Consider the following 24,418-nt stretch of genomic DNA (forward strand, 5'->3'; position numbering starts at 1 on the left):
CCGATACGACAAGCGCGGCTACATCTTCCTCGGCACCGCAACAGCGGCAGCCCTCACCATCTGGCTCCGAACATGATCGGCCGGACAAGTCCTAGTTCTGCGGAGGTACACCGCTGTAGAACCTCTCTTACGGCATCACGATCCAGGCGTACGGACGGCCCTCCGTATCGATCACATCGGTTGGCGGCGCCAATCAGGACATCCAGTGACGATTCCCAGCGAATCAAGCTGGTCAGAGCCTGGCAGGCGCCACCAAGTCCGCCGACGCCTCCGGCGCCCTCGACCGTGCCCTGTTCTCCCGTCACAGCCAGGGACACGGCGCAACCCTCCTGCCCCACGGGACGCCACTCCCGTGCACCGCCTGCGACGGAACCGGGCAGGCCCGACCCCTGCCCCGTCTCGCCGTCACCCGGCACGTGCGGCAGATGATCCGCACCTGCTAGGAGCTGGGCAGGCTGCCCGAGTTCGCCGACCTCAAGCTCTGGAAGTGGGCGCACATGCTCGGCTTCCGGGGTCACTTCTCCACCAAGTCCCGCTCCTGCTCCACCACCCTGGGCGCGCTGCGCGACGCCCGCCATGCCTGGCGCGCCAAAAAGGCCCACGCCCACACCGGCCTGCCCGAGCGTACCCCGGACACCACCCTCGTCGTCGGCCACAGGGACTATCTCGGCTCCGGTTACAGCCCCGGCGCCGCCCTCCTCGCCGCCCACGTCCGGCACCAGAACTGGAACAGCAGTTCGCGGCAGAAGGGGGCTGCTGATGGCCACGGCCTCCGAGGGGCTCCGGAGGAACTACTGACCGTGCCCCAGGTCATGGCCCGCCTCCAGCTCGGCCGCTCCACCGTCTACGACCTCCTCCGCTCCGGCCAACTCGCCTCGATCACCCTTGGCCGCTCCCGCCGCATCCCCACCCACGCGCTCACCGACTTCATCCGCACCCGCCTGGAACAGGAAGCCGCCGCCCGATGGCCACCCCCCGAGACACCCCCGCCTCCCGCCGCGTGCGCGCCAACGGCGACGGCACCGTCTACCAGCGCAAGGATGGCCGCTGGGAAGCCGCCGGATACGTCCTCGCCCCCGGCAACACCCGCAAGCGCATCCGCGTCTACGGCACCACCCGCAAGGAAGCTCTCGCCAAGCTCACCGAGAAGATCGCCACCAGCAACTGCGGCCTCCCCGTCCCGTCCGCGCAAGACAGCCTGGCCGCCTACCTGACGTACTGGCTGGAGAACGTCGCCGTCCACCAGCTCCGCAAGACCACGCACACCCGCTACACCGCCTGCGTCAACCGGTACCTCGCCCCCGGCCTTGGCAAGAAGAAGCTCACCAAGCTCACCGCCAAGGACATCCGCACCTGGCTCAACCAGCTCCGCACCACCTGCCAGTGCTGCACGCACGGCATCGACGCCCGGCGCGATCAGCCGCACTGCTGTGCCACCGGCCAGTGCTGCCGCAAGCTGTTGTCCCCACTGACGCTCACCTACATCCACTCCGTGCTCAAGTCCGCCCTGGAGCACGCCGTCCGAGAAGAGGAGATCCCGCGCAACGCCGCCCGCAATGTCCGCACCGGCACACCCCGCCCCCGACGCTTCGAACCTCTCACCGTCGACGAAGCCCGCCAGCTCCTCACCGCCACGAATGGGCATCGGCTGGCGGCGCTATTCGAACTCGCCCTGCGCACCGGACTCCGCAAGGGCGAACTCCTCGGCCTGCGCTGGGAAGACCTCGACCTGGCCGGCTGAACCGCCAGCATCCGCCGCACCCTCCAGCGCAGCAACTCCGGCGGCCTGACCGCCCTGCCAACCAAGACCCAGAGCTCCGAACGCCGTATCGCCCTGCCGACGCCGTGCCTGCGCTCCCTCGAACGGCACCGCGAACGGCAGCGCCAGGAACGCGAAGCGGCAGGGACGGGCTGGAAGGCGAGCGGCTACGTCTTCACCCGCCTCAACGGCGCCCCGATCGAAGGGTCCACCCTCACACGGCACTTCAACATCCTGCTCCGCCAGGCCAGACTCCGCCGCATCCGGTTCCATGATCTCCTCGGCCACGCCCTCCGCAACCCCACCGAGACCGCCAGCGAGCCCGACGACGGCGACGAACCACCGCTCTGCGCAACCCCGGTCCGCTGACGTTGCCGTCAACTACTGCCGTCAAATTCCTCGGGGCCCGCTGATATCAGCGGGCCCCGAGGCACTTCTACCGTCCGGAGACAGTAGACCTTCTAAACAACTCACGCCTACTTGCCAATAGACGAGATCGAGAGCTGCGTGAACCCACCTACAACCCAACCAGGGTCGGATGATATTCAGGTCGGCCGCACGTCAGAATGCTACGCAAACAACGCCGGAACTCTTCTCGATCGAATTCATCTGAATCAATCCGAAATTCAAACTCGGAATCTTCAAGATGTAGATCCCGGACAGCACCCGCCGTGAAAAAGACACGCAACACGTCGCCTCGAAGTTCGATTTCACGAACGGCGCCATAATTCGTCATTCCGGCTTGATTGGTGACGCAGTAAGAATCACCTTCAGGCCAGTTACTGTCCGAGCGATATTCATTCCTGCGAAGATCGCACTGGAAGACGAAGTCTCGTCCTTCGTCGTCTGCGGACTCGGCTAGCCCCACCATCAGCAGCGGAGATTCATCCTCCACGCCAACTTCACGGATCTCCAGCACAACCACTCGGACCAGCTCCTAACTGTTAGGGCCACGCCACCAGAACTGACGCGTACCCGCACTATCCATCCATGTATAGACTCAATTGGTCTCCGTGTTCGTGGCAGCTTCCTCCATGACGGGTGCGCACCAGGAACATGGCGGCAGTTGCGCCTCTACATAGTACGTATCTCCCGCTACAGCAGGGGCGCGACCGAGGAGTGGATCATCTCCCGCCTTCCAGTACGGATGCGGCGATCCTGCAACTCGTGTCGCCCGGGCCTCGGTGTGAGACATCATGCCGCCCTTGAACTTACCTTGGGCTTTCTCGGCATCAGATGTTCTGCCGCTCCAATAGCTCGCCGATCCTTCTTCACCCGACCCGGCACCACGCACGTTCCCATTCGAGTCAAGGACAGAAACCTCTGCGATGTGATTCGGGCACTTATTGTGCACCAATACCGGCGTCTGGCCCGCGAGTACATAGTACGTGTGCTAAGCGGCCCCTCTCTACCAGCGTTTTCGCAGGTCAAACGGTGTTCGGCGGTTCCGCTGGGGTGCGGGTACGGCCGGGGTTGTCCGTGGTTGTTGCCGTCACTACTGCCGTCGGTGGTATAGACCAGTCACGTGGTCCGGGGGCATCGGCGGTCGGCCGTCGAGGCCCCCGTTAGGCGTACGGCTTGCCTCGCGCCCCGACGGTCTGGCAACCCGGGGCGGAGGGGTCGGGCGACGGCGGGCTGTCGGGGAGCTTCGCTCCCCGCCGGAGGCAGCCTCAGCCACCGTCCTCGGTGAGTGCGGCAACGGACGTGAGGGTCGGCCCCCTGGCTGACCCTGTGTCTGCGATCCGGCCGTAGGACGGTCGCAGGCGACAACTTGCTCCGCCAGGAGCAAGGAGTCCTTACGCCACAACTTGCTGCCGGAGGGCATCGGTCGGGCCCACCCCCTCGGCGCGGGCCCGGTCTCCGCCGGCACCCGTCGCAGGCGTCGGCGGCCTGCCTGACGGCGGGTCGCTCGGCGACGCTCGGCCACCTCCGGCGGCGGGGCCCGCCTTGATCTCGTAGAGAAACTTTGGACGCAACCCCACCACCACCGCGCCCGACGGAACTTCGAACCACCCCCCAGGCCACGCCGCTTCGATCCCCCGACCGTGGAGGAGGCCCGCGACCTGCTCACCGCAGACGAGCCCGACGACGCAACCGAACCAGTACTTCGTATAGCACCCATCCGCCGACGTTGCCGTCAACTACTGCCGTCAACCGCCCCGGGGGCCTCACCGGAACACTGTTCCGGTGAGGCCCTGCAATTATTTAACCCGAGCGCGAAGTCGCCTTCGAGCAGCCTTCCAAATCAGCGGCCCGAGAGTGATCAAAGAGGATCTCAATGCTGCTGGCCAAAACATTCACTCCAACCCACCCAAAGAAATCGAAGGGCAGGGCCGAATTTTTTATGTTCCGTAGCCAGGAGCGGCGATCAGAACCGACTCAAAATAACGCCCCTCTTCTCCACCGGAATCTTCGGGAGTCACACTCCTCCAGAGTCCGATGAAGATATCAGGAGCCGTGATATTCAGCCCTTCATCCCCAATTTCAATCCGGGACATTTCAGAGAGCCGCGCAATCAAGAAATCTGCAGGCTCCTCGAACAAAGAAAGGCCACGGAAAGTAACCTGAACATCACCTTCGGGGCGGAACAATTCGATCGCGCGCACCATTCCGCGAGAATCGAAGTCGAGGGAGATTGACAACTCCGAATCGTAGTGCGCAAAACCCTTATTTCTAACTTCCCCTGCGACTGGCGGCATGAATCCCGGGATCTCCCGCAGGACTCGCTCCGCCTCATCGATGGGCATGCCAATCGCCAGATCTCCTGCCCCTCGAGGGGGATCAAGATCAATCACCATTCTCCACCTCCGGAGCGCCTCGTACCCTCACCACAGGGTCAACTGCACATGAACTTGTTGCGGGACGGTACGCAGCGCCTGATACTGAGTATTACCGGACAGGGCGCCGATCATATCGCCAATCGCATTGTTGTATTTTCCCGGGAAACGCGTTGTGACGTCATTGATGTCATTCTGCATGGCTTCATCTATTCGACCAGAGCCTACGAGCTCACGCTGCATCATAAGCCACGCCTTGGGCTCTGCGCGACTTCCCTGCCCCGTCGACCAAACCTGCCGATGGTCGACCTTGTCCATCCGAATTGCCGGCCCCCGGTCGTACCCAAGAGGAGTCGACGCATTCTGAGGCATGTGGTTGATCTCTTGAGGAGGCAGGCCCGACTGGTTCGCTGGCTTCAGGCTCCCGTAGGTTCCCCCGGTATTACTTCCGCAGGCGTTATGGACAAGAACCGGAGTCTGCCCGGCGAGTACATAGTACGTGTGGAGTTTGGCGACGCTGAAGTTGTAGGTGCGGACGTGGTCCGTGTACGCGTGGTTGGCCGCGATCTTGGCGGTGGTGCCGTCGGGGGTGCTGAGGGTTGTGCCGGGTTTGAGGTCGGCGGCGTTGACCCAGGCGTTTTCCTGGGGCACCCAGAAGGGGTGTTCGGCCGTGGCGGTGATCTTCTTGTTGCCACTGGCCGTCGTGATCGTGAGTTCGTTGAGCTTCTTCTCGCCCTCGGAGGGGAGGAGTTCGGTGACGGGCTGGGCGCTGGTCTCGCCTGTTGCCGGGTTGGTGGCGAGGACCTTGTCGCCGACCTCGATGTCCTCGATGTTCTTCGAGGTGCCGTCCGCGAGGAGGACCGGAGTGCCCGCGAGGAAGCACTTGGCCGTGCCCGCACCGGCTCGGGCTGACGCGCCGCCCTTGCCCATGAGTTTGGAGCCCGCTGCTTTGAGGCCCTTGCCGATCGCCTGGCCGACGGCGGTTTGGGCGATCTTGCCGGCCGCCATGCCGGCGAGCTTGCCCACGCCCGCGCCGACGACCCCGCTGACCGCTCCGACCCCGGCGCCCTTGCCCGCGGCGGACATGTAGCCGCCGAGGCTGTGGTCGGCCTTGGGGTCGATGGCGTTGCCCACGACTCCGGCCGCGAAGCCCGCGGCGGCTCCGCAGGCCGTTCCCACGACGACGGTGCCGACTCCCGCGGTAGCCGCGCCTGCGGCGGCGGCCCCGATGCCGCACCCGACACCGACGACGACCTCGGTGACGACGGTGATGACGGTGACGTGTTCCCGTGCGAAGCCCTTGACCCTGCACAGCCAGTCGCAAGGGGCGGGCTTGGTCACCGTGACGGTCTTGGTGGTGGTGTAGGTGACCGTGGTCGAGCTGCCCGAGGAGGCCGGCGGAGGCGGAGGCGCCGGGGTGTTGGTACTCGGGCCCCCACTGCGGTTGGCCATCGCCATCAGCCCGGTGGGGTCGCTGCTGCTGACGGGACTGTTGTTGCTGTACGCGTACCCGTTCATCTGGAGCGGGTCGGCGATGTCGATGACCGGGTCGGCGGAGAGGAAGCGGCCCGCGGCCTGGTCGTACTCACGCGCGCCGATATGGGTCAGGCCCGTCGCGGCGTCGTCGATGCCGACGCCGAGGTAGCTGCGTTTGTTCGGCCAGGTGGAGGGCTTGGGGCCGCGAGCCTCTCCGTACGGCTTGAAGGCCCGCCGGGTGACCGGCTGGGTGCCGCCCAGTTCGACGGTGGTGTTGGCGGTGCCGAGGTGGTCAGCGATGAGGACATTGAGTTTATGGCCCGTGGTCGCCCCGTTGACGGTGGTACGGACGACCGTGGGGGCACCCGGGTGGGCGTAGGCCCGGGAGGACCGGATGATCTTGCCGGTACTGTCCGTCGTCAGCTCGGTCTCGCCCAGATACAGGGTCGAACCGGTGGCCGAGTTCTCCAGGACGCGATTGCCGTCGGCGTCGTAGACGTACGTCGTCTTGACGCCGTCGTCCGTGATCGTGGCGAGCTTGTTCTCCGCCGTCCACTCCAACTGCTGTGTGGTGGCGGCGAGATCGCGGACCTTCGTATTGCCGACGGCGTCATTGGTGTAGCTGCTGCCCTTGCCCGTGGGCGTGGAGCTGATCCAGGACAGGGTGTGCGGCTGGGCGCCGGGAGGCTCCGCACGGCCGTAGCCGTACCTGTACGTGACGTTCTTGGTGGCGTCGGCGGTGTCGTGCTCGGTGAGGGTGGCGCGACTGCCGAGCCAGTCGAAGGTGAAGGACTGGCGGTAGGCGGTGGTACCGGTGGAGACGGTGCCGGTGGCGGGTGCCGCGGCGGCCAGCGAGGCGGTCAGTCGACCTCGGGCCGGACGCCAAGTGCACCACCACGGAGCCGTACGCCCGGATGGGCGCTGGTGAGATCACCTTCACCGCCTCGGCCACCGACAAGGACAAGAACCTCGACTACCTGGACTTCGACCTGTGGCCGGTGGGCAAGTGGGACACCGTCGGCGACCTGCTCAAGACCACCGGCAAGAAGTCCGTGGGCTCGGCCACCGGCACCGCCCGCGTCACCACCTCCGCCTTCCCCACCAGCAAGCTGACCAACAACACGCTGTATTCCTGGCGCGCGAGGGCCTTCGACGACACGGGGGCGAGCTCCGACTACTCCCCCAAGAACACTCCCTGCCGCTTCATCCTGGACACCGCCGCGCCCAAACCGCCCAAGGTCTCCTCCACCGACTTCCCCAACGCCGACGACAGCGAGAACGGCTTCGGCAACCTGCCCGAGGACAGCATCTGGAGCGAGAAGAAGTTCGGCACCCCAGGATCCTTCACCGTCCGCGCCCTGAGCACGGACGTAGTCTGGTACGAGTACGGCTTCAACTCCGCCAGCTACCCGTTCTCCCTGTCCCGCACCGCCGGCACCGCGACCACCGTCAGCGCGACACTCTCCAACACCAAACCGCCTGCCGCGGGCCCCAATGTCCTGTACGTACGCACCGTCGACGGCGCCGGCAACATCTCCGCACCGACCAAATACTTCTTCTACGTCAGCCCCAGGGACCAGGCTGACACCCTCGGCGACTTCACCGGTGACAAAATGCCCGACCTGATGGCCGTCACCGAGGCCGGCAATCTCAACCTGTATCCCTCACAGGCCACCAGCGACCTCACCAAGGCCAGCGGCGACCTGGACTACGCGATGCCCGGCGCCTACCGCGACAACCCAGCCAAAGACCCCAACGGCGACGACCTCCCCTACTACACCGGTGCCCCCTCCGGCCACTTCGACGGCGCACTCATCACCCACAACGGAGACATCTACGGCGGCGATGGCCTCCAGGACCTCGTCGCCCGCGTCGACGGCAAGCTCTGGGTCTACCCCGGCGACGGCTACGGCGCCGTCAACATCGACAAACGCCGCGAGATCCTCCTCCCCGCCGGAGCCCCCGACCCCAGCACCTTCACCCAGATCGTCTCCGCGGGCGACGCCACCGACGACGGCAGAGCCGACTTCTTCGTCACCGTCGGAGACACGTTCTGGGTCCTCACCGGTTACCACGGCGCCACCGTGGAACAGGCCACCAGACTCGCCGGCGCCTCCTGGACCAACCGGGACATCGCCACCGTCCTGGACATCACCGGCGACGGCGTCACCGACATGATCTTCCGCACCGACGAAACCGGACGACTGCTGCTCCGCACCGGAATCAAAGCGACATCCGGCGGTGTCGACCTCAACTCTCTTGCCCAGGCCGCAAATTCAGCCGGCGGAGCCGACACCCAGTACGGCGCCTCCGGCTGGTCCAGCACCACGGTCCCCCACATCCTGGGCACCCCCGACGCCAACGGTGACAGCATCCCCGACATCTGGACCGTACGCTCCGACGGATCCGTACGCTTCCACCCCGGCACCAGAACCGCCCTCACCGGCACCGGAACCGAAATCATCGGAGCTGCCAGTTACTGGAAGACCCGCCAGACGATCGGCTGACCGTGACCCGCCGCGCCCCGCGCCGGACCATCGGCGCGAGGCGGAGGCTCTTTCTTGGGAAAAGCCGCGGGGGCGGCAGACGAGTCGGGCTGTACGCCGGGTTCTGTCGCCCGGTCGCCTCGCGGCGGCCGGGGAGACGGCCATCCATCTAGGACCGGCGTTGCCGCCGGTCTCGTGCGGTCTACCCGCGGACTCGGGCGGGCAGCCCTCGAACGTCCGCGCAGGAGCACCGGGGTGCTCCCTCTTGACCTTGCTCCGGGTGGGGTTTACCTAGCCGTCCGAGTCACCTCGGACGCTGGTGGTCTCTTACACCACCGTTTCACCCTTACCGGGGACCGAGGTCCCCGGCGGTCTGTTTTCTGTGGCACTGTCCCGCGGGTCACCCCGGGTGGGCGTTACCCACCACCCTGCCGTGTGGAGCCCGGACGTTCCTCGGGGAGATCCATGAGACCCCCACGCGGCCGTCCGCCCGGCTCGTCTGCCGTACCGGCCATCCTACCCGCCGGGCGCGGGCCGGACCGCACCCGGCGACAGGGGCCCGGCTGCTTGACCTTGCCGTAGCGTCAAGGTCTCTACTGGAGTGCATGCGGATCGGAGAGATCGCCGACCTCGTCGGGGTGACCCCACGGGCGGTACGGCACTACCACCACCTCGGCCTGCTGCCCGAGCCCGCGCGGCGGGCCAACGGCTACCGCGACTACTCGGTACGGGACGCCGTGCTGCTCGCCCGGATCCGGCGGCTGACCGAGGTGGGGCTCGGTCTCGACGAGGTACGGGACGTCCTCGCCGACGACCAGGGGCGCGAGCTGATCGAGGTGCTGGGGGAGCTGGACGACGATCTGGCCCGGCAGGAAGCCGCGATCCGGGCCCGGCGCGAGCGGCTGGCCGAGCTGATGAGCAGCCCGCCGTCGGCCGAGGCGCCGGTGTCCCCGGCCCTGGCCCGGCTGCTGGGCTCCCTGCCCGCCGCCGACTCCCCGATGGCGGCCAAGGACCGTGAGCTGCTGACGCTCCTCGACACGGTGGAGGGCAGCGAACGCTTCTACGACGGTGTACGTCTGCTGGCCGGGAACACCGATGTCCTCGCCCTCTACCGGCGGCTCGACGAACTCGCCGACGCCCCGCCCGACGATCCCCGGATCGAGCCGCTCGCCGCCGATATCGCCGCCGCCGTACCCGCCGAGGCGCTGGCGGGCACCGCGGCGAAGAAAGGGGAGCCGGTCGCCACGGGGTTCAGGGAAGCCCTGCTCGCCGACTTCGCCCCGGCCCAGAGCCGTGTCGTCCACCGGCTGATCGACACCCTCCTGACACAGGCGCGGATCGCCGAGGAGCGGCGCCAGGAGGGGGACCAAGAGCAGGAACAGGAACAGGAAGAGGAACAGGCCGAGGGCCAGGCCGAGGGCCAGGAACAGGACCAGGAACAGGCCGAGGGCCAGGAGCAGGAGCAGGACGAGGGCCACGGCCACGGCCAGGAGCGGAACGGGGAACCGGCATGAAGCAGAACACGGACAGCGGCGGGAAAAGGACCGTGAAGGGCCCCCCGGCGGCGATCGCCTGGCTGATCGTCGGCGGCGAGATCGCCCTCGTCCTGTGCCTGGTGGCGGGCGTACCCGTCCCGGCCGCCGTGCTGCTCGGCGCCGAGGCCGTCGTGGGCTCGGCGCTCGCCCTGGAGGCGGTGGTACTGGGCCGGCGCTACGCGGCCGCCCGGCGCTCCGGCGCCGCCCGCCGGGACGCGCTCGCGGAGGCGTTCCGTACGACGGTGCCCGCTCCCGTGCGCAGACTGCTCGCCCACGAGATCCGGGCCATGGGCGGCCTCGGGCGGTGGGCCGTACGCCGCACGCACGGGGTACGGGAAGGCGATCACCCCGTCCCGTACACCGGCCCGCAGACGGCCATGATGTACGGACTGCTCTTCGTGGCCGTCGTGGAGACGGTCGCGCTGGCGCTGCTGATCCCCTGGCCGCTGGTGCACCGGATCGTGCTCGCGCTCGACGTCTACACCGTACTGATGGTGCTGGCGCTCCACGCGAGCTGTGTGACCCGGCCCCATGTGGTGGGCGCGGACGGCTCGTTGAGGATCCGTTACGGCGCGCTCTTCGATCTGCGGATCGACGCGGACCGGATCGCCTCCGTACGGGTCGAACGGCGCTACCCGGACAGCGGGCTCATCCGGTACGACCCCGCCGACGACGGGATCCTGGAGCTGGTGGTGGGCAGTCAGACGACGGTACGGGTGGAGCTGACCGCGCCCGTCACCTTCGTACGGCCGCTGGGCCGGGAGGGGCGGGCCCGGGTGATCCGCTTCCACGCCGACCGGCCGGAGACGGTCACGAGCGCCCTGACACCGGCACGCCCGGCCGCCCCCTGACCGTTCCGGGCCGCTGACCACCGGGCCGCTCACCGTCCCGGGCCGCTGACCGTCCCTGCCCCGTGGTGCGCGCCCGGCCGCCCCTTGATCGTCCAGGCTCCCGGCCGTCCCGGCCCCTGGCCGCCGGTCGCGCACGGCCCTCCGGGCTTCGGGCGCGGCCCCCGCGACTACCCTGGCGCGGGGGGGCCGCGCCCCCTTCCCGTACGCCGTTTCACCCCCGCGCTCCCACGCCCCTGAGTCCCGCACCGCCGAGGAGTAGTCCCGTGCTCGTCCTGTTGCCGCCGTCGGAAGGCAAGTCCGCTTCCGGGCGCGGGGCTCCGCTGAAACTGGAGTCCCTGTCCCTGCCGGGGCTCGCCGAGGCCAGGAGCGCCGTGCTGGAAGGGCTCGTCGAACTGTGCGCGGGCGACGAAGAGAAGGCACGCGAGGTGCTCGGTCTGAGCGAGGGGCTACGGGGCGAGATCGCCAAGAACGCGGTGCTGCGCACGGCGGGCACCCGTCCCGCCGGGGAGATCTACACCGGTGTGCTGTACGACGCGCTGGACCTGGCCACCCTCGACACCGCCGCGCGCCGCAGGGCCACGAAGTCGCTGCTGGTCTTCTCGGGGCTCTGGGGCGCGGTACGGGTGGGCGACCGGATCCCCCCGTACCGCTGCTCGATGGGGGTCAGACTGCCGGGGCTCGGCGCGCTGGGCGCGTACTGGCGCGGGCCGATGGAGTCCGTACTGCCGGAGGCGGCCGACGGCGGGGCCGTACTGGATCTGCGGTCGTCGGCGTACGCGGCGGCCTGGCAGCCGAAGGGCGAACTGGCCGGCCGCACGGCACGGGTACGGGTGCTGCACGCGCAGACCGATCCGGTGACCGGGGTGGAGAAGCGGTCGGTGGTGAGCCACTTCAACAAGGCGACAAAGGGCCGGCTGGTACGGGACCTGCTCGCGGCGGGCGCCCTGCCGAAGAACCCGGCGGCGCTGGTGGAGGCCCTCCGCGACCTCGGCCATGTGGTGGAGGCGACGGCTCCGGAGCGGGCCGACCGGCCCTGGGCCCTGGATGTGGTCGTCAGGGAGATTCACTGAGGCGGCCGAGGTGGCTGGGACGGCCGAGGTGGCTGGGACGGGCCATGCCCTCGCTCGACGCACTCCACTGATTGCGCTCTGCGCAACGCTCGTTGCGGAGGATGGGCGGCGCACGGCAGGATGACGCCATGACCTCCGTGCTCGACCTCGCCCCCGTGATCCCCGTCGTCGTCATCGACGATGCCGCCGACGCCGTCCCTCTCGCCCGCGCCCTGGTCGCGGGCGGGCTGCCGGCGATCGAGGTGACCCTGCGGACTCCCGCCGCGACGGCGGCGATCCGGGCGATAGCCGCCGAGGTGCCGGACGCGGTGATCGGCGCCGGTACGGTCCTGACGGCCGACGCCGTGACCGACTCGGTGACGGCGGGCGCGCGTTTTCTCGTCAGCCCGGGGTGGACGGACACACTGCTCGACGCGCTGCTGAACTCGGGGGTGCCCTTCCTGCCCGGGGTCTCGACGGTCTCGGAGGTGGTGGCCCTGCTGGAGCGCGGGGTGAGCGAGATGAAGTTCTTCCCGGCGGAGGCCGCGGGCGGCACGGCCTATCTCACCTCACTCGCCGGCCCGCTCCCCCGGGCCCGTTTCTGCCCGACGGGCGGGATCACGGCCGCCAAGGCGCCGTCGTACCTCGCCCTGCCGAACGTGGGCTGTGTCGGCGGTACGTGGATGCTCCCCGCGGACGCGCTCGCGTCGAAGGACTGGCAGCGGGTCGAGTCGCTGGCGCGCGAGGCTGCGGCGCTGGGCACGGCGGCCTGAACCGGGCGGCCCCGGCCCACCCCGATCGCGGGTCCGGTCCGGCGTCGCGGTCCGGTCCGGCGTCGCGGTCCGGTGTCCGGTCCGTCATCGCGGTCCGGGTCCGTCATCCCGGTCCGGCCGGGTTCGGTCCGGCCGGGGCCGGTCCGCGCGTCAGCGCAGATGGGACGTGTCGTTCAGCAGCCGCACCGACGCGTTGCCGTCCGTGTAGTACGCCACCGCCGACAGCGAGGCCGCCGACAGCTCCATCCGGAACAGCGACTCGGGCGGTGCGCCGAGCGCCAGTCGGATCAGCGTCTTCACCGGGGTGACATGGGTGACGACCAGGACCGTACGACCCTGGTACCGGTCGAGCAGCCGGTCGCGCGCCGCCCTGACCCGGCGGCCGACCGTCGTGAAGCTCTCGCCACCGCCCGTGGGCGCGACGGCGGGTGAGGCGAGCCAGGCGCTGAGGTCGTCGGGGTAGCGCTCCCGCACCTCCGCGAAGGTCAGCCCCTCCCATGCGCCGAAGTCCGTCTCGCGCAGGCCGTCCTCGACCGTGACGTCCAGTCCGAGCCGGGAGGCGACGGCCGCGGCCGTCTCACGGCAGCGTCTGAGGGGCGAGGAGACGATGTCCTGGACCGTGCCGCGCGCGGCCAGCGCCACGGCGACGGCCTCGGCCTGGCGGCGGCCGATCGCGGAGAGTTCGGGGTCGCTGCCGCCGCTGCCCGAGAAACGCTTCTCGGGGGTGAGGGCGGTCTCGCCGTGCCGCAGCAGCACGAAGGTCGCGGGAGCACCGAGATCGGCGGAGGCACCCCAGCCGACCTGCGGTGAACGGAGCGTCGCCCCGCCGCCCGTACCGTCTGCGTCCGACGCGGCCGAAGTCGGCTTCCGCACCCCGGACGTCAGCAGGTTCTCCGTCGTGAGCGGTTCGTCGGCGGGCTCCTCGGGTGCCGGCGCGCCGAGATGCCGCTCGCGCGAGGTGCCCCCGGCCCCGGCCCCCGCCCCTGCCCCCGGCGCGCGGCCGCCCGCGAGCGCCGCCCTCGCCTTCGCCGCGCCGGCCGCCGCGTCACCCGCAGGCCCCGAGGGCGCGGACGCACGGGCGGAGGCACCACCGGACGCACCGGCGGCCGTGCGGGCGGAGGCACCGGCGGCGCCGCGCGACGCGTTGCGTGCCGCCCCCGTGTCCAGGGCCGCCCGGGACGCCGACGGCTCCCACCGCTTGCCCTTCTTGCCCGCGTCCATCGCCTCGTTGGCCAGCCGGTCCGCGTGCTTGTTCTTCTCGCGCGGGATCCACTCGTAGGTGACCTGGCCCGTCGGGAAGACGCGCCCGGCCTCCGCCGCCAGCGGCTTCATGTCCGGGTGCTTGATCTTCCAGCGGCCCGACATCTGCTCGACGACGAGCTTGGAGTCCATACGGACCCGGACGGACGCGGCCGGGTCCAGCGCCTTCGCCGCCTTCAGGCCTGCGATCAGCCCCTTGTACTCGGCGACATTGTTCGTCGCGACCCCGATGTACTCGGCCGCCTCCATGAGCGTCTCGCCCGTCACCGGGTCCAGGACGACCGCGCCGTAGCCGGCGGGCCCCGGGTTGCCCCGGGAACCTCCGTCGGCCTCCACGACGAACCGCGCCATCACAGACCCGATTCGGACGTACGGACCAGGATCCGGCGGCAGTTCTCGCAGCGCAGCACGGCGTCCGGCGCCGCCGCCCTGACGTCGTTGACCTCGGTGATGTTCAGTTCGAGCTGGCAGCCCTCGCAGCGCCGCCGGAAGAGCCGGGCCGCGCCCACCCCGCCCTGCTGGACGCGGAGCTTCTCGTACAGCTTGAGCAGATCGGCCGGCACCGACGCGGCGATGACCTCGCGCTCCTTGGTCACGGACGCGACCTGGCCGTCGAACTCCTCCAGCGCGGCATCGCGGCGCGCGGCGGCGTCGTCGGCCTTCGCCTGGACGGAGGAGACACGTTCCGTCAGCTCGGCGACCCGCTCCTGCGCGGACTCGCGGCGCTCCATCACTTCGAGGACGACGTCCTCCAGATCGCCCTGGCGCTTGGCGAGCGAGACGATCTCGCGCTGGAGGTTCTCCAGGTCCTTGGGCGAGGTGACCGTGCCGGAGTCCAGCCGCTGCTGGTCGCGGACGGCGCGCTGGCGCACCTGGTCGACGTCCTGCTCCGCCTTGGTCTGCTCGCGGGCGGTGTCGCTCTCCTCGGTCGTGGCGGCGACCAGCAGGTCGCGAAGCTGGGCGAGGTCCTTGGTGAGCGACTCGATCTCGGCGTGCTCGGGCAGCGAGCTGCGCTTGTGGGCGAGCTGCGACAGTCGTACGTCCAGGGCCTGGACGTCGAGAAGTCGGATCTGGTCGGCGGGCGCGGCGTTCAGTTGGGGGCTCCTGAAGAATGGTGGTGGGCGGACCAGGGGTCGGTGACCGTCTTCGAGACATGGACCCGCAGGTCCCAGCCGTGGCGGTCGGAGATCTCGTCGAGCTGGGCGGCGGCCTGCTCGCACCAGGGCCACTCGGTGGCCCAGTGCGCGGCGTCGACCAGTCCCAGCGGGGACTGCTGTGTGGCCTCGGAGGCGGGGTGGTGGCGCAGGTCCGCGGTGAGGAACGCGTCCACGCCCGCCGCCCTGACCCGGTCGAAGAGACCGTCGCCCGAACCGCCGCTGACGGCGACGGTACGGACGGGGGCGTCCGGGTCGCCCGCCAGCCGTACGCCCTGCGCGGTGGCGGGCAGCCGGTGCGCCACGCGCGCCGCGAAGTCGCGGAGGGTGGCGGGGCGGTCGAGTTCGCAGATCCGGCCGAGCCCGCGCCGTCCCGCCGGATCGGTGGGGTCCGGTACGAGGGGCCCGAGGATCCGCAGGTCCAGCGCGCCCGCGAGGGCGTCGGAGACACCGGGGTCGGCGGTGTCGGCGTTCGTGTGGGCCACGTGCAGCGCGATGTCGTGCTTGATGAGGGTGTGCACCACCCGGCCCTTGAAGGTGGAGGCCGCGACCGTCGTCGTACCGCGCAGATAGAGCGGATGGTGGGTGACGATCAGTTCGGCGCCGAGCTCCAGCGCCTCTTCGGCGATCTCGTGGACGGGGTCGACCGCGAAGAGGACCCGGGTCACGGTCGCGTCGGGATCGCCGCAGACCGTACCGACGGCGTCCCACTGTTCGGCCCGCTCGGGGGGCCAGAGGGCGTCGAGCGCGGCGATCACTTCGGAGAGACGGGGCACAGAGGGCACGGAGGAAAGGCTACCTGTCCCGGGTGCCCCGCCGGCCATGGCAGGGACAGCTCATGGAGCCGGCCCCACGGGGCCCTGCCGCATCCCCGCTCCCGGTGCCGCCGGGGGCACCGTACCGACGTCCCCGCAGGTCCGGTGCCGGAGCCGCGGGGCCCAGCGGTCTCCCTGCGGGTCCCGTACCGGAGTCGGCGCGGGCCCAGCGGCGTCCGCGCGGGTCCCGTACCGGAGTTCCCGTGGGCCCAGCGGCGTCCCATGGGCCCTGCTGCGTCCCCGCCGCCCGGTGCCCTCGCGGACACCGGGCCGCCCACGCCGGGCTGCTCACGCGGGCTGCCCGCACCGGGCCGGCCCGCACCGGCCGCTCACGCCGAGCCGCTCACGCCGGGCCGCCCACGCCAGGGTCGCTCACGCCGGGGCTGCTCACGCCCGCTCGGGCTCGGGCTACTTGACGAGGTAGCCACGGAGATCGTCGAGGACCAGGTTCGCCGCCGTCACACCCAGTCCCAGGTACCAGGTCTCGTCCTTGACGTCCTTGGCCTGGCCGGCCTTGACCGCCTTCAGGTTCTTCCAGAGGGGGTTGGAGCGCGCGGTGTCCCGCTGGGTCTTCTTCGGGTCGCCGTACACCCCGGTGAAGATCCAGTCCGCGTCGGCGTCGTCGATCTTCTCCGGGCTGATCTCCACGGCGAGATCGTTGATCTGCTGGTTCTCGGGGCGCGGCAGGCCGATGTCGTCGAGGATCGTGCCGATGAAGGACGCCTTCGCGTACAGCCGCAGCTTGTCCGGCATGTAGCGCACCATCGAGATGGTCGGCTTGTCCTGACCGAGGTCGGTGCCGAGGGCCGCCGCCTTCTCCTCGTACGCCGCGAGCGCCTTCTTCGCCTCGGCGGTGCGGTCCAGCGCCTGGGCGTTGAGGAGGTAGTTCTCCTTCCAGGTGAAGCCGGGCCGGATGGAGAAGACCGTCGGAGCGATCTGTGACAGCTCCTTGTACTTGTCGGCCGCGCGCAACTGGCTGCCGAGGATGAGGTCCGGCTTGAGCCCGGCGATCGCCTCAAGGTTGAGGTTGTTGATCGTGCCGACGTTCTCCGGACTGCCCGCGCCCTGCTTCAGATAGCTCGGAATGGCCTCGTCGCCCTCGGTGGGGGCGTAGCCGACCGGCTCGACTCCCAGCGACACCACGTTGTCGAACTCACCGACGTCCAGGACCACCACCCGCTCGGGGCGGGCCTTCAGCTCCGTCTTCCCCATCGCGTGGGTGATCGTGCGCGGGAACTGCCCCGGCTCGGCGTCGGTCCCGTACGTGGCCGTCTTCTCGGCCGCGGCGGCGAAGTCCTTGCCGCCCGTGGCGACGGCCGCCTTCTTCCCTCCGTCGTCGGCGGCGGCGGAACCGCTGTCGGAGGAGTCGCCGCCGCCGCAGGCCGCGAGGGTGAGCGCGGCGGCGAGAGCGACCACGGCGGCTGAGCCACGGCGTCGTATGGACATCTGGATGCTCCTGGAAGTGCTGGTCGAGGCGCCGATCGGGCGCCTACTTAGGTCTGCCTAACCTTAAGCACCCGCCTCCCGGTCAGCACACCCACCCCCGCACTCTCCGGAAAATCCCCCCATGGACACCCATATGTGTGAAGTGGTCGACGTCGTGTTGTTCGGCAGGAAGTGCGAAAACTAGCTTCGTCGCCGGAGGTGACGAACCGATGACAGCCTGTGCCATCGAGACGGCTGCGGAGGACGGAGCGCTGCGGCGTACGGGGTTCGCGATCACGGCGGACGGAACCTACGCGGCGCGACTGACGCTCGGCAGCGGGAGCAGGGGCGCAAGCGGGGGCAGGAGTGAGCGCGGAGGCGGGGACGGGAACGGAGGCAGGAGGGAGCACGGGACCGGGGGCGGAAGCGGGACCCGACAGGGGAACGGGGGCGGAGGCGGGAGCGGAAGCGGCACCCAGCAGGAGAACGGAACCGGGAGCGGGAGCGGGAGCGGGACCCAGCAGGGGAACGGGGACGGGGTCGGAGGCGGAGGCGGGGACGGAGGCGGAGGCGGTTACGGCCACGGGGACGCCTGGTTCCCGGAGCGGTGGACGCTCGACGGCCCCGAGCCCTACGCCGTGCCCCTCCCCCTCGACCAGCCCGAGGAACCCGACTCCGATGTCCTGCCCCTGACCGACGGACGGGTGCTCATCCGCCGCCGGGTGGCGGACCGGCACGACTTCTCGCTGCTCTATCCGACCGGGCCGGGTACGGGTCAACTGCCGCTGGGCGCGGTCGGATGCGACCGGCTGGCCCTGCTGCCGCCCTCGCCGGACGGCCGGAGCGTACTGGCCCTGGCGGTCGGCGAGCACTCCACCACGGTCTGGCTGGTGGCGGGCGGCGCGTTCGGACCCGAGCGGGTGGCCGAGGTCGCGGGCCGCTGCTCGGGCGGCGTCTGGCTCGACCGTACGGGGCGGATACTGGCCCTGGACCGGGAGCGGGACGGCGTGGTGAAGGCCGTCGCCGTCGATCTGGGGCGCGGTGGCGAGGTGACGCCCCTGCTCCAGATCACCGAGGAGAGCAACGACCGGCTGCTGCTGGCAGATCCCGACAGCGGACTGCTGCTGATCCGCTCCGACGCGCCGGGCCACGACCGGCTGGGCTGGGGCGTGGTGGGCAGCCTGCGTCCGGTGCGCTTCCCCGAGTGTCTGCGGCTCGCGGACAGCATGGTGACGCCGTTCGCCGTACAGCCCGGACAGGTGCTGATGCCGGAGAGCTGCGCGGTGGCGCTGCGGATCGAGGGCGCGGCGGGCAGCGGGCTGGGGATCTGGCGTCCGACGGGCCGTCAGCTCCACCGGCTCGCACCGCCCCAGGGGTGGTTGGCGGGTGCCGGACTCTGGACCCGGGAGGGTGTGCTGCGGCTGCCGTACGCGACACGAGAGGTGCCGTGCGGGGTGGCCCGGCTCGCGGCCCCGGCGGAACCGGCCGGGGCCGCCGTCCGGTGGGAGTCCGCCGCCCCGACGGCGTCCGCCCCACGACTGAGGCGCACGCCACCGGCGGGAGCGGCCACACCGCCGGGATCCCCGGCACCCATGGGGGCAGGACTCACAGCGGTCACAGCCACGGCAGCCGCATCAGCCACATCAGCCACATCAGCCACAGAATTCACACAAGCGGAATCCCCGGGCGGGGAACCGTTCACGCCCCCGCCGACTCCTCTGTTGTGCAGGCCGGTTCCCTTGCAGCAGGCGCCTCTCACCGGGCGAGGGGTACCTGGATAGACTTCCTGCCGGGGCTGCGCAGCCGTACCGACCGGGCATTGTCGGGGACTGTGATGTGGACGGTGACCGTCATCTTGTCGGGGCGGTACGGGGAAAAGCCGGGGCCCCCGCGCCACAACAAGAAGCGATCACGACGGGGTGACTTCCCACATGTCTGAAGCCCGAATCGAGATAAACCAGCAGCGCCCGCAGGGGACGGCCGCGGACCGGGGTGACATCGACCACCTCGGAAAGCACCGGGGCGGCGCGGCGTCGACGGAGGACTCGATGTCTCCTGCCCACGGCCGCCACCGCCGCCCCGCGGAGGGGGAACACAGCAACGCGGCCTGAATTCCGGGGCCGGTGCACGCACGAGAACGCACGCACGCACCACGAAGAGGCCGTCGCGGCTCAGACGCGGCGGCCTCTTGCCGTTCCCGTGCGCGTTCCCCTGGCCGGGCACGCGTACTGGGCGAGTCCGTGAGGGCCGGCCCCGAGCATCGCCGCGGGTCATCGCCCCGAGTCATCCGTCCGAGGAGTGGCGCGGCAGCCACAGCACCATCAGCAGCGCCCCCGCCAGTACCACCACGCCGCCCGTCCTGAACGCCAGCGCGTATCCCTCCGTCAGCGCCCGCGCGCTCGTGCCGCCCGCCGTACGGGACGCGGCCACCGTGGACAGGACCGCCAGGCCCAGCGCCCCGCCCATCGTCCGGGAGGTGTTGATCAGGCCCGAGACCAGCCCCGCGTCGCCGGGTTCCGCGCCCGCCGTCGCCAGCGCGGCCAGCGTGGTGCCCGTCACTCCCAGACCGGTCATGATCAGCAGGCCGGGGCCGAGGACCGACGAGAGATACGGTCCGTCGGGGGTCAGCGCGGACTGCCAGCCGAACCCGGCCGCCGCCACCAGCGCCCCCGCGACCGCCACGTTCCTGGCACCGGCCAAGGGCATCAGCCGGGGCGCCAGCTTCGACCCGAACACGATGCTCAGCGAGCTGGGGACGAGCGCGAGACCGGCCTCCAGCGGCTCGTACCCCAGGACGTTCTGGGCGTACACCGTCATAAAGAACCAGACGGCGAAGGACGCGGAACCGCAGACGAACATGGCCGCGTTGGCCGCCGACACGGCCCGTACCCGGAACAGCCCCAGCCGCATCAGCGGCACCTTCGTCCGCGCCTCCACCACCACGAACAGTGCCAGCAGCAGCACTCCCCCGGTCAGCGGGAGCAGGGTGGCCGCCGCGCCCCAGCCCCGCGCCTCGGTCTGCACGATGCCGTACGCCACCGCCGCCAGACCCGCCGTGACCAGCACCGCGCCGGGCAGGTCCAGACGCCGTCCCGTACGTGTACGGGACTCGGTCAGCCACACCGCGGCCCCGGCCAGTACCAGCACCCCGACCGGCACATTGATCAGCAGCACCCACCGCCAGGAGAGCAGATCCGTGAGCGCTCCGCCGACGAGCCCGCCGGCCGCCCCGCCGCCCGCGCCGACCGCCGTCCAGGTGCCTATGGCCCGCGTCCTGGCGGCTCCGGGCGGTACGGCCGAGGTCAGGATGGTGAGCGTCGCGGGCGCCAGCACGGCCGCGCCGAGGCCCTGTACGGCGCGGGCCGCGAGCAACTGCCAGCCCACCTGCGCGAGTCCGCCCACGACGGACGCGAGGGTGAACACCCCGAGTCCGGTCAGGAACATCAGCTTGCGGCCGAAGAGATCCGCCGCCCGCCCGCCGAGCAGCATAAAACCGGCAAAGGATATCGAATAGGAATTGAGCACCCATTGCAGCCCGCTCGCGGAGAGTCCGAGGTCCGCGCGCATCGAGGGCAGCGCGACATTCACCACGGACACATCGAGGACGACGAGGAACTGCCCGGCACAGGCGGCGAGGATCACCTCCCAGGTCCGGGCGCGGGCAGGGGCAGGGCCGGCGGGCGGGGATATGGGGGCGGTGTCGGATTCCGCTGCGGCTCGGGCCATACGCGTCATGGTCGCAGCCCAGGAACGGCCCGTACATCCGGCGGTCAGCACACGTTACGCCCGGCACTCGCCACGCGTTCCCGGCGCACGGGGACGGCACCTGACGGACAAGAACACACTGGCACGGCCAATACCACCAAGTGGACCAAAGGTACAAAAGCCACTAAATCAACCCACCAAACCGGGCCTGACGGGCCGTCAGAGAAATGCGCTCCGGCGTCGGACCGCGTTCGTCCCGCGTTCGCCGGAATATCGCGGCGGCCGGGAAGGTTTCACACTGCATGCACTTGGCGGACCCCGCCGTCCGCCGCCGCCACGCCACGCCCCTGCCCCTGTCTCTGCCGCTGTCTCTGTCTCTGTCTCTGTCTCTGCCTCTGCCTCTGCCTCTGCCTCTGCCCTGACTTTCTCTCTTCCCGCCCGGAGGACGCACGTATGCCACAGCCGACAACCGATCAGCACCCGGAGGCTTTCCCGGATCCGCGCAAGGGTCCGTCGACGGAACCAGGAACAGAGCGGCGAACGGACGCGCGGACCCGCGCGGGCGGGGCCATCGTCCCCGTCCTCGCCTTCGCGGGCATCACGGTGGCGGTGATGCAGACCCTGCTCGTACCCGTCATCAAGGATCTGCCCGCCCTTCTCCACACCTCACCCTCCGACGCCACCTGGGTCATGACGGCGACCCTGCTGGCCGGCGCCATCTCCACCCCGATCATGGGACGGCTCGGGGATCTCTTCGGCAAGCGCCGGATGCTGCTCGCGAGCCTCGCCGTCATGGTGATCGGCTCACTGATCTGCGGATTCACCGATGACCTGGTCATCATGATCGTCGGCAGGGCGCTCCAGGGCTTCGCCATGGGCGCGATACCCCTCGGCATCGGCATCATGCGTGACGAGCTGCCGCGCGAGCGCCTCGGCTCCGCGATGGCGCTGATGAGTTCCTCGATCGGGGTGGGCGGCGGACTCGCCCTGCCCGGGGCGGCGCTGGTCGCCCAGAACGCCGACTGGCACGCGCTGTTCTTCTGCGCCGCCGGGCTCGGCACCCTGTCGATCCTGCTGACCATCCGCTATGTGCCCGAGTCGTCGGTGCGGGCCGTCGGCCGGTTCGACTGGCTCGGCGCGATCGGGCTCTCCGCCGGACTCGTCGCCCTGCTGCTGCCGATCACCAAGGGCGGCGACTGGGGCTGGGGCTCGGCCACCACGCTCGGGCTGTTCGGCCTCGCGGTCGCCATCCTCCTGCTGTGGGGCGTCATGGAGCTGAGGAGTTCCGCGCCGCTGGTCGACCTCCGTACCACCGCGCGCCGTGAGGTGCTGCTCACCAATCTCGCCTCGATCATGATCGGTGTCGCCTTCTACGCGATCTCGCTCGTCCTGCCCCAGCTTCTCCAGTTGCCTACATCCACCGGATACGGCCTCGGCCAGTCGATGGTGGTGGCCGGGCTGTGCGTGGCGCCGCTCGGGCTGACGATGATGTTCACGGCCCCGATCTACGCCCGGATCTCCGCACGGCGCGGACCCAAGGTCTCGCTGATGCTCGGCATGCTGATCATCGGTATCGGATACGGAGCGGGCCTCGGCCTGATGAGCGCGGCATGGCAGACCATCGTCATCTCGGTGGTCGTGGGCGCGGGCATCGGACTCGCGTACTCCTCGCTCCCCGCACTGATCATCGGCGCCGTGGATCCCTCCGAGACCGGTGCGGCCAACGGTCTGAACACGCTGATGCGCTCCATCGGTACGTCGGTGTCGAGCGCGGTGATCGGCATGGTGCTGGCCCACACCTCCGTCGTCTCCGGCGGGGTGGCGGTGCCCACGCTGCACGGCTTCCGCATCTCGTTCCTCATCGCCACGGGCGCGGTAATCGCCGGTCTGGTGCTGGCGGCGTTCCTGCCGTCGCAGCGGCGGTCGGGGTCGGCGAGAGGGCCGAAGCCGACGGCGTCGCCGGAATCCCTGGCGGCCGTGGCCGCCGTCGCGGCCGTGACGGCTGAGACGGCAGCGGGTGACACGGCGGTGACGGGTGACGACGAGCGGAGCCGCCCGCACACACTGATCGCCGGTTCCGGCGGTTTCCGGGGCCGTGTGCTGGACCCGGACGGTACGCCGGTGTCACGGGCGAATGTCACACTCATCGACAGCGGCGGCCGGCAGGCGGGCCTCACCACCGCCGACGAGGGCGGCCGGTACACGCTGCTGCCGCCGGCGGGCGGGCACTACGTACTGGCGGGGACGGCGACGGGATACACACCGCACGCGCGCCCCGCGGTGTACGCAGGCGACGGACTGCCGGTGGAGGTCGATCTGGTCCTCACGCAGAACGCGCCGGAGCGCGCCACCGCTGTTCCCTCCTGAACACGGGGCACCTCCTGAGCACCGGGCACCCGGGCGCCTGGTCGCCGGAGTAACCGGTCAGCCGGGCACCTGGTCACCCGTTCGCCTGGTCACCTGGTCACCTGGTCACCTGGTCACCTGGTCACGGTCCGCCCCGCCGCCGCCCGCTCCCCGCACACCCCCGGCTCCCGCACGGCCGGGGGTGTGCGGCAGCATGGGCGCCCACGCCCGTACACGTGCCCTGTGCCCGCGCCGCACCCGCACCCGCACCCGCACCCGCACCCGCACCCGCACCCGCAAACGTCAGCACATGAGTGCATCAGCCCCAGGAGAGCCGCCCATGTCCGCCGGGACCGAACCCGCAGCCGACGTCCTCGCCGCCTTCGAAGCCGCCAAGGGGTTCATGCCCCTGGACGAGGGGCTCGCCCTCCACGCGGCGGCGGCCGACGCCGGGGCGCTCGGGCTGCCGCTCCTGGAGATCGGTACGTACTGCGGACGCTCCACCCTGCTGCTGGCCGCCGCCGCGAGGGAGGCCGGGACGGTCGTCGTCACCGTCGACCACCACCGCGGCAGCGAGGAGCAGCAGCCCGGCTGGGAGTACCACGACCCGGCCGTGGTCGATCCCGACCTCGGGCTGATGGACACACTCCCCACCTTCCGCCGCACCCTCCACCGGGCCGGTCTCGAAGACCGGGTGATCGCCGTCGTCGGCCGTTCGCCGCAGGTCGCGAAGGTCTGGGGCGGCCCGCTCGGACTCGTCTTCATCGACGGCGGCCACACCGAGGAGCACGCGAACGGGGACTACGAGGGCTGGGCACCGCATCTCGCCGAGGGCGGGCTGCTCGTGATCCACGATGTCTTCCCCGACCCGGCGGACGGGGGCCGGCCGCCGTACCACGTCTATCTGCGGGCGCTGGCGTCAGGCGCCTTCACCGAGCTGCCGGGGACCGGCTCCCTGCGCGTCCTCCGACGTACGGCACCGGGACTCTGACCGTTCGCACTAGCAT

The 24,418-nt window shown here is 70.3% G+C and carries 16 protein-coding genes, 1 other RNA gene and 5 pseudogenes; 12 read left to right on the forward strand and 10 right to left on the reverse strand.

Going from position 1 to position 24,418, the window contains the following annotated elements; genetic code table 11:
• Positions 1–497 precede the first annotated feature (497 nt).
• The 3 pseudogenes from ACFYYH_RS25100 to xerC all read left to right on the forward strand — a co-directional run.
• A pseudogene (locus ACFYYH_RS25100) lies at positions 498–656 on the forward strand (replication initiator); the annotation flags it as partial.
• A 156-nt stretch (positions 657–812) separates the two neighbouring features.
• Positions 813–962: pseudogene (locus tag ACFYYH_RS25105) on the forward strand (helix-turn-helix domain-containing protein); the annotation flags it as partial.
• 2 nt (positions 963–964) lie between these two features.
• Positions 965–2,128 (forward strand): annotated as a pseudogene (gene xerC / locus ACFYYH_RS25110) (tyrosine recombinase XerC).
• Between the two features lie 148 nt (positions 2,129–2,276).
• Here xerC and ACFYYH_RS25115 read toward each other — a convergent pair.
• The 4 genes from ACFYYH_RS25115 to ACFYYH_RS25130 all read right to left on the reverse strand — a co-directional run bounded on the left by ACFYYH_RS25115 (position 2,277) and on the right by ACFYYH_RS25130 (position 6,573).
• Positions 2,277–2,684 (reverse strand): Imm10 family immunity protein, encoded by a 408-nt coding sequence (locus ACFYYH_RS25115; RefSeq protein WP_388555142.1) that lies wholly within the window; start codon positions 2,682–2,684, stop codon positions 2,277–2,279.
• Between the two features lie 75 nt (positions 2,685–2,759).
• Complete coding sequence (locus ACFYYH_RS25120) at positions 2,760–3,113, reverse strand: hypothetical protein (protein ID WP_388555434.1); 354 nt, start codon at positions 3,111–3,113, stop codon at positions 2,760–2,762.
• A 988-nt stretch (positions 3,114–4,101) separates the two neighbouring features.
• Positions 4,102–4,557, reverse strand: a complete 456-nt coding sequence (locus tag ACFYYH_RS25125; protein WP_388555144.1) for a hypothetical protein — start codon at positions 4,555–4,557, stop codon at positions 4,102–4,104.
• Positions 4,558–4,584: 27 nt separating this feature from the next.
• Positions 4,585–6,573 carry a polymorphic toxin-type HINT domain-containing protein gene (locus ACFYYH_RS25130; RefSeq protein ID WP_388555146.1) on the reverse strand — a complete coding sequence of 663 codons (1,989 nt, stop codon included), beginning with the start codon at positions 6,571–6,573 and terminating at the stop codon, positions 4,585–4,587.
• Between the two features lie 296 nt (positions 6,574–6,869).
• On the opposite strand from ACFYYH_RS25130, the pseudogene ACFYYH_RS25135 reads away from it, so the two are divergent.
• Positions 6,870–8,519, forward strand: a pseudogene (locus tag ACFYYH_RS25135) (hypothetical protein); the annotation flags it as partial.
• A 76-nt stretch (positions 8,520–8,595) separates the two neighbouring features.
• Here the strand turns inward: ACFYYH_RS25135 and rnpB are convergent.
• An RNA gene (rnpB, locus tag ACFYYH_RS25140) (RNase P RNA component class A) lies at positions 8,596–8,996 on the reverse strand.
• 107 nt (positions 8,997–9,103) lie between these two features.
• Here rnpB and ACFYYH_RS25145 point away from each other — a divergent pair.
• The 4 genes and pseudogenes from ACFYYH_RS25145 to eda all read left to right on the forward strand — a co-directional run.
• Positions 9,104–9,835 (forward strand): annotated as a pseudogene (locus tag ACFYYH_RS25145) (MerR family transcriptional regulator); the annotation flags it as partial.
• 173 nt (positions 9,836–10,008) lie between these two features.
• The gene (locus ACFYYH_RS25150) at positions 10,009–10,884 is read left to right on the forward strand and encodes a hypothetical protein (protein ID WP_388555149.1); all 876 of its coding nucleotides are present in this window, start codon (positions 10,009–10,011) and stop codon (positions 10,882–10,884) included.
• A 263-nt stretch (positions 10,885–11,147) separates the two neighbouring features.
• The gene (gene yaaA, locus ACFYYH_RS25155; protein ID WP_388555152.1) at positions 11,148–11,954 is read left to right on the forward strand and encodes a peroxide stress protein YaaA; all 807 of its coding nucleotides are present in this window, start codon (positions 11,148–11,150) and stop codon (positions 11,952–11,954) included.
• Positions 11,955–12,082: 128 nt separating this feature from the next.
• Positions 12,083–12,706, forward strand: a complete 624-nt coding sequence (gene eda / locus ACFYYH_RS25160) for a bifunctional 4-hydroxy-2-oxoglutarate aldolase/2-dehydro-3-deoxy-phosphogluconate aldolase (RefSeq protein ID WP_388555156.1) — start codon at positions 12,083–12,085, stop codon at positions 12,704–12,706.
• 150 nt (positions 12,707–12,856) lie between these two features.
• Here eda and ACFYYH_RS25165 read toward each other — a convergent pair whose 3' ends face one another.
• The 4 genes from ACFYYH_RS25165 to ACFYYH_RS25180 all read right to left on the reverse strand — a co-directional run bounded on the left by ACFYYH_RS25165 (position 12,857) and on the right by ACFYYH_RS25180 (position 17,381).
• Positions 12,857–14,317, reverse strand: a complete 1,461-nt coding sequence (locus ACFYYH_RS25165) for a bifunctional RNase H/acid phosphatase (protein WP_388555158.1) — start codon at positions 14,315–14,317, stop codon at positions 12,857–12,859.
• A complete protein-coding gene (locus ACFYYH_RS25170) occupies positions 14,317–15,060 on the reverse strand; it encodes a zinc ribbon domain-containing protein (RefSeq protein WP_388555437.1) in 744 nt (247 codons plus the stop codon). Before ACFYYH_RS25170 ends, ACFYYH_RS25165 begins: the two co-directional genes overlap by 1 nt.
• Positions 15,057–15,896, reverse strand: a complete 840-nt coding sequence (locus tag ACFYYH_RS25175) for a Nif3-like dinuclear metal center hexameric protein (RefSeq protein WP_388555441.1) — start codon at positions 15,894–15,896, stop codon at positions 15,057–15,059. The genes ACFYYH_RS25170 and ACFYYH_RS25175 overlap by 4 nt, the downstream gene beginning before the upstream one ends.
• A gap of 447 nt (positions 15,897–16,343) precedes the next feature.
• Positions 16,344–17,381: an ABC transporter substrate-binding protein gene (locus ACFYYH_RS25180; protein ID WP_388555161.1), complete on the reverse strand. Its 1,038-nt coding sequence runs from the start codon at positions 17,379–17,381 to the stop codon at positions 16,344–16,346.
• Between the two features lie 209 nt (positions 17,382–17,590).
• Here ACFYYH_RS25180 and ACFYYH_RS25185 point away from each other — a divergent pair, with 209 nt between their 5' ends.
• Both ACFYYH_RS25185 and ACFYYH_RS25190 read left to right on the forward strand, forming a co-directional pair.
• Complete coding sequence (locus ACFYYH_RS25185) at positions 17,591–19,141, forward strand: hypothetical protein (protein WP_388555164.1); 1,551 nt, start codon at positions 17,591–17,593, stop codon at positions 19,139–19,141.
• A 150-nt stretch (positions 19,142–19,291) separates the two neighbouring features.
• Positions 19,292–19,471, forward strand: a complete 180-nt coding sequence (locus ACFYYH_RS25190) for a hypothetical protein (protein WP_388555167.1) — start codon at positions 19,292–19,294, stop codon at positions 19,469–19,471.
• A gap of 172 nt (positions 19,472–19,643) precedes the next feature.
• On the opposite strand, the gene ACFYYH_RS25195 is transcribed toward ACFYYH_RS25190, so the two are convergent.
• Complete coding sequence (locus ACFYYH_RS25195; RefSeq protein WP_388555170.1) at positions 19,644–21,095, reverse strand: MFS transporter; 1,452 nt, start codon at positions 21,093–21,095, stop codon at positions 19,644–19,646.
• Positions 21,096–21,518: 423 nt separating this feature from the next.
• On the opposite strand from ACFYYH_RS25195, the gene ACFYYH_RS25200 reads away from it, so the two are divergent.
• Both ACFYYH_RS25200 and ACFYYH_RS25205 read left to right on the forward strand, forming a co-directional pair.
• Positions 21,519–23,432, forward strand: a complete 1,914-nt coding sequence (locus tag ACFYYH_RS25200) for an MFS transporter (RefSeq protein WP_388555172.1) — start codon at positions 21,519–21,521, stop codon at positions 23,430–23,432.
• A 319-nt stretch (positions 23,433–23,751) separates the two neighbouring features.
• Positions 23,752–24,402 (forward strand): class I SAM-dependent methyltransferase, encoded by a 651-nt coding sequence (locus tag ACFYYH_RS25205; RefSeq protein ID WP_388555174.1) that lies wholly within the window; start codon positions 23,752–23,754, stop codon positions 24,400–24,402.
• The last annotated feature ends 16 nt before the right edge of the window (positions 24,403–24,418 follow it).

Origin of the sequence: Streptomyces sp. NPDC002018, from assembly GCF_042890865.1 — a bacterium.
Lineage (GTDB): Bacteria > Actinomycetota > Actinomycetes > Streptomycetales > Streptomycetaceae > Streptomyces.

Coding starts and splice junctions, on each gene's coding strand:
- ACFYYH_RS25125 (WP_388555144.1), bottom strand. CDS start 4,557: ATGGTGATTGATCTTGATCCCCCTCGAGGGGCAGGAGATCTGGCGATT.
- ACFYYH_RS25150 (WP_388555149.1), top strand. CDS start 10,009: ATGAAGCAGAACACGGACAGCGGCGGGAAAAGGACCGTGAAGGGCCCC.
- eda (WP_388555156.1), top strand. CDS start 12,083: ATGACCTCCGTGCTCGACCTCGCCCCCGTGATCCCCGTCGTCGTCATC.
- ACFYYH_RS25165 (WP_388555158.1), bottom strand. CDS start 14,317: ATGGCGCGGTTCGTCGTGGAGGCCGACGGAGGTTCCCGGGGCAACCCG.
- ACFYYH_RS25180 (WP_388555161.1), bottom strand. CDS start 17,381: ATGTCCATACGACGCCGTGGCTCAGCCGCCGTGGTCGCTCTCGCCGCC.
- ACFYYH_RS25185 (WP_388555164.1), top strand. CDS start 17,591: ATGACAGCCTGTGCCATCGAGACGGCTGCGGAGGACGGAGCGCTGCGG.
- ACFYYH_RS25190 (WP_388555167.1), top strand. CDS start 19,292: ATGTCTGAAGCCCGAATCGAGATAAACCAGCAGCGCCCGCAGGGGACG.
- ACFYYH_RS25195 (WP_388555170.1), bottom strand. CDS start 21,095: ATGACGCGTATGGCCCGAGCCGCAGCGGAATCCGACACCGCCCCCATA.
- ACFYYH_RS25200 (WP_388555172.1), top strand. CDS start 21,519: ATGCCACAGCCGACAACCGATCAGCACCCGGAGGCTTTCCCGGATCCG.
- ACFYYH_RS25205 (WP_388555174.1), top strand. CDS start 23,752: ATGTCCGCCGGGACCGAACCCGCAGCCGACGTCCTCGCCGCCTTCGAA.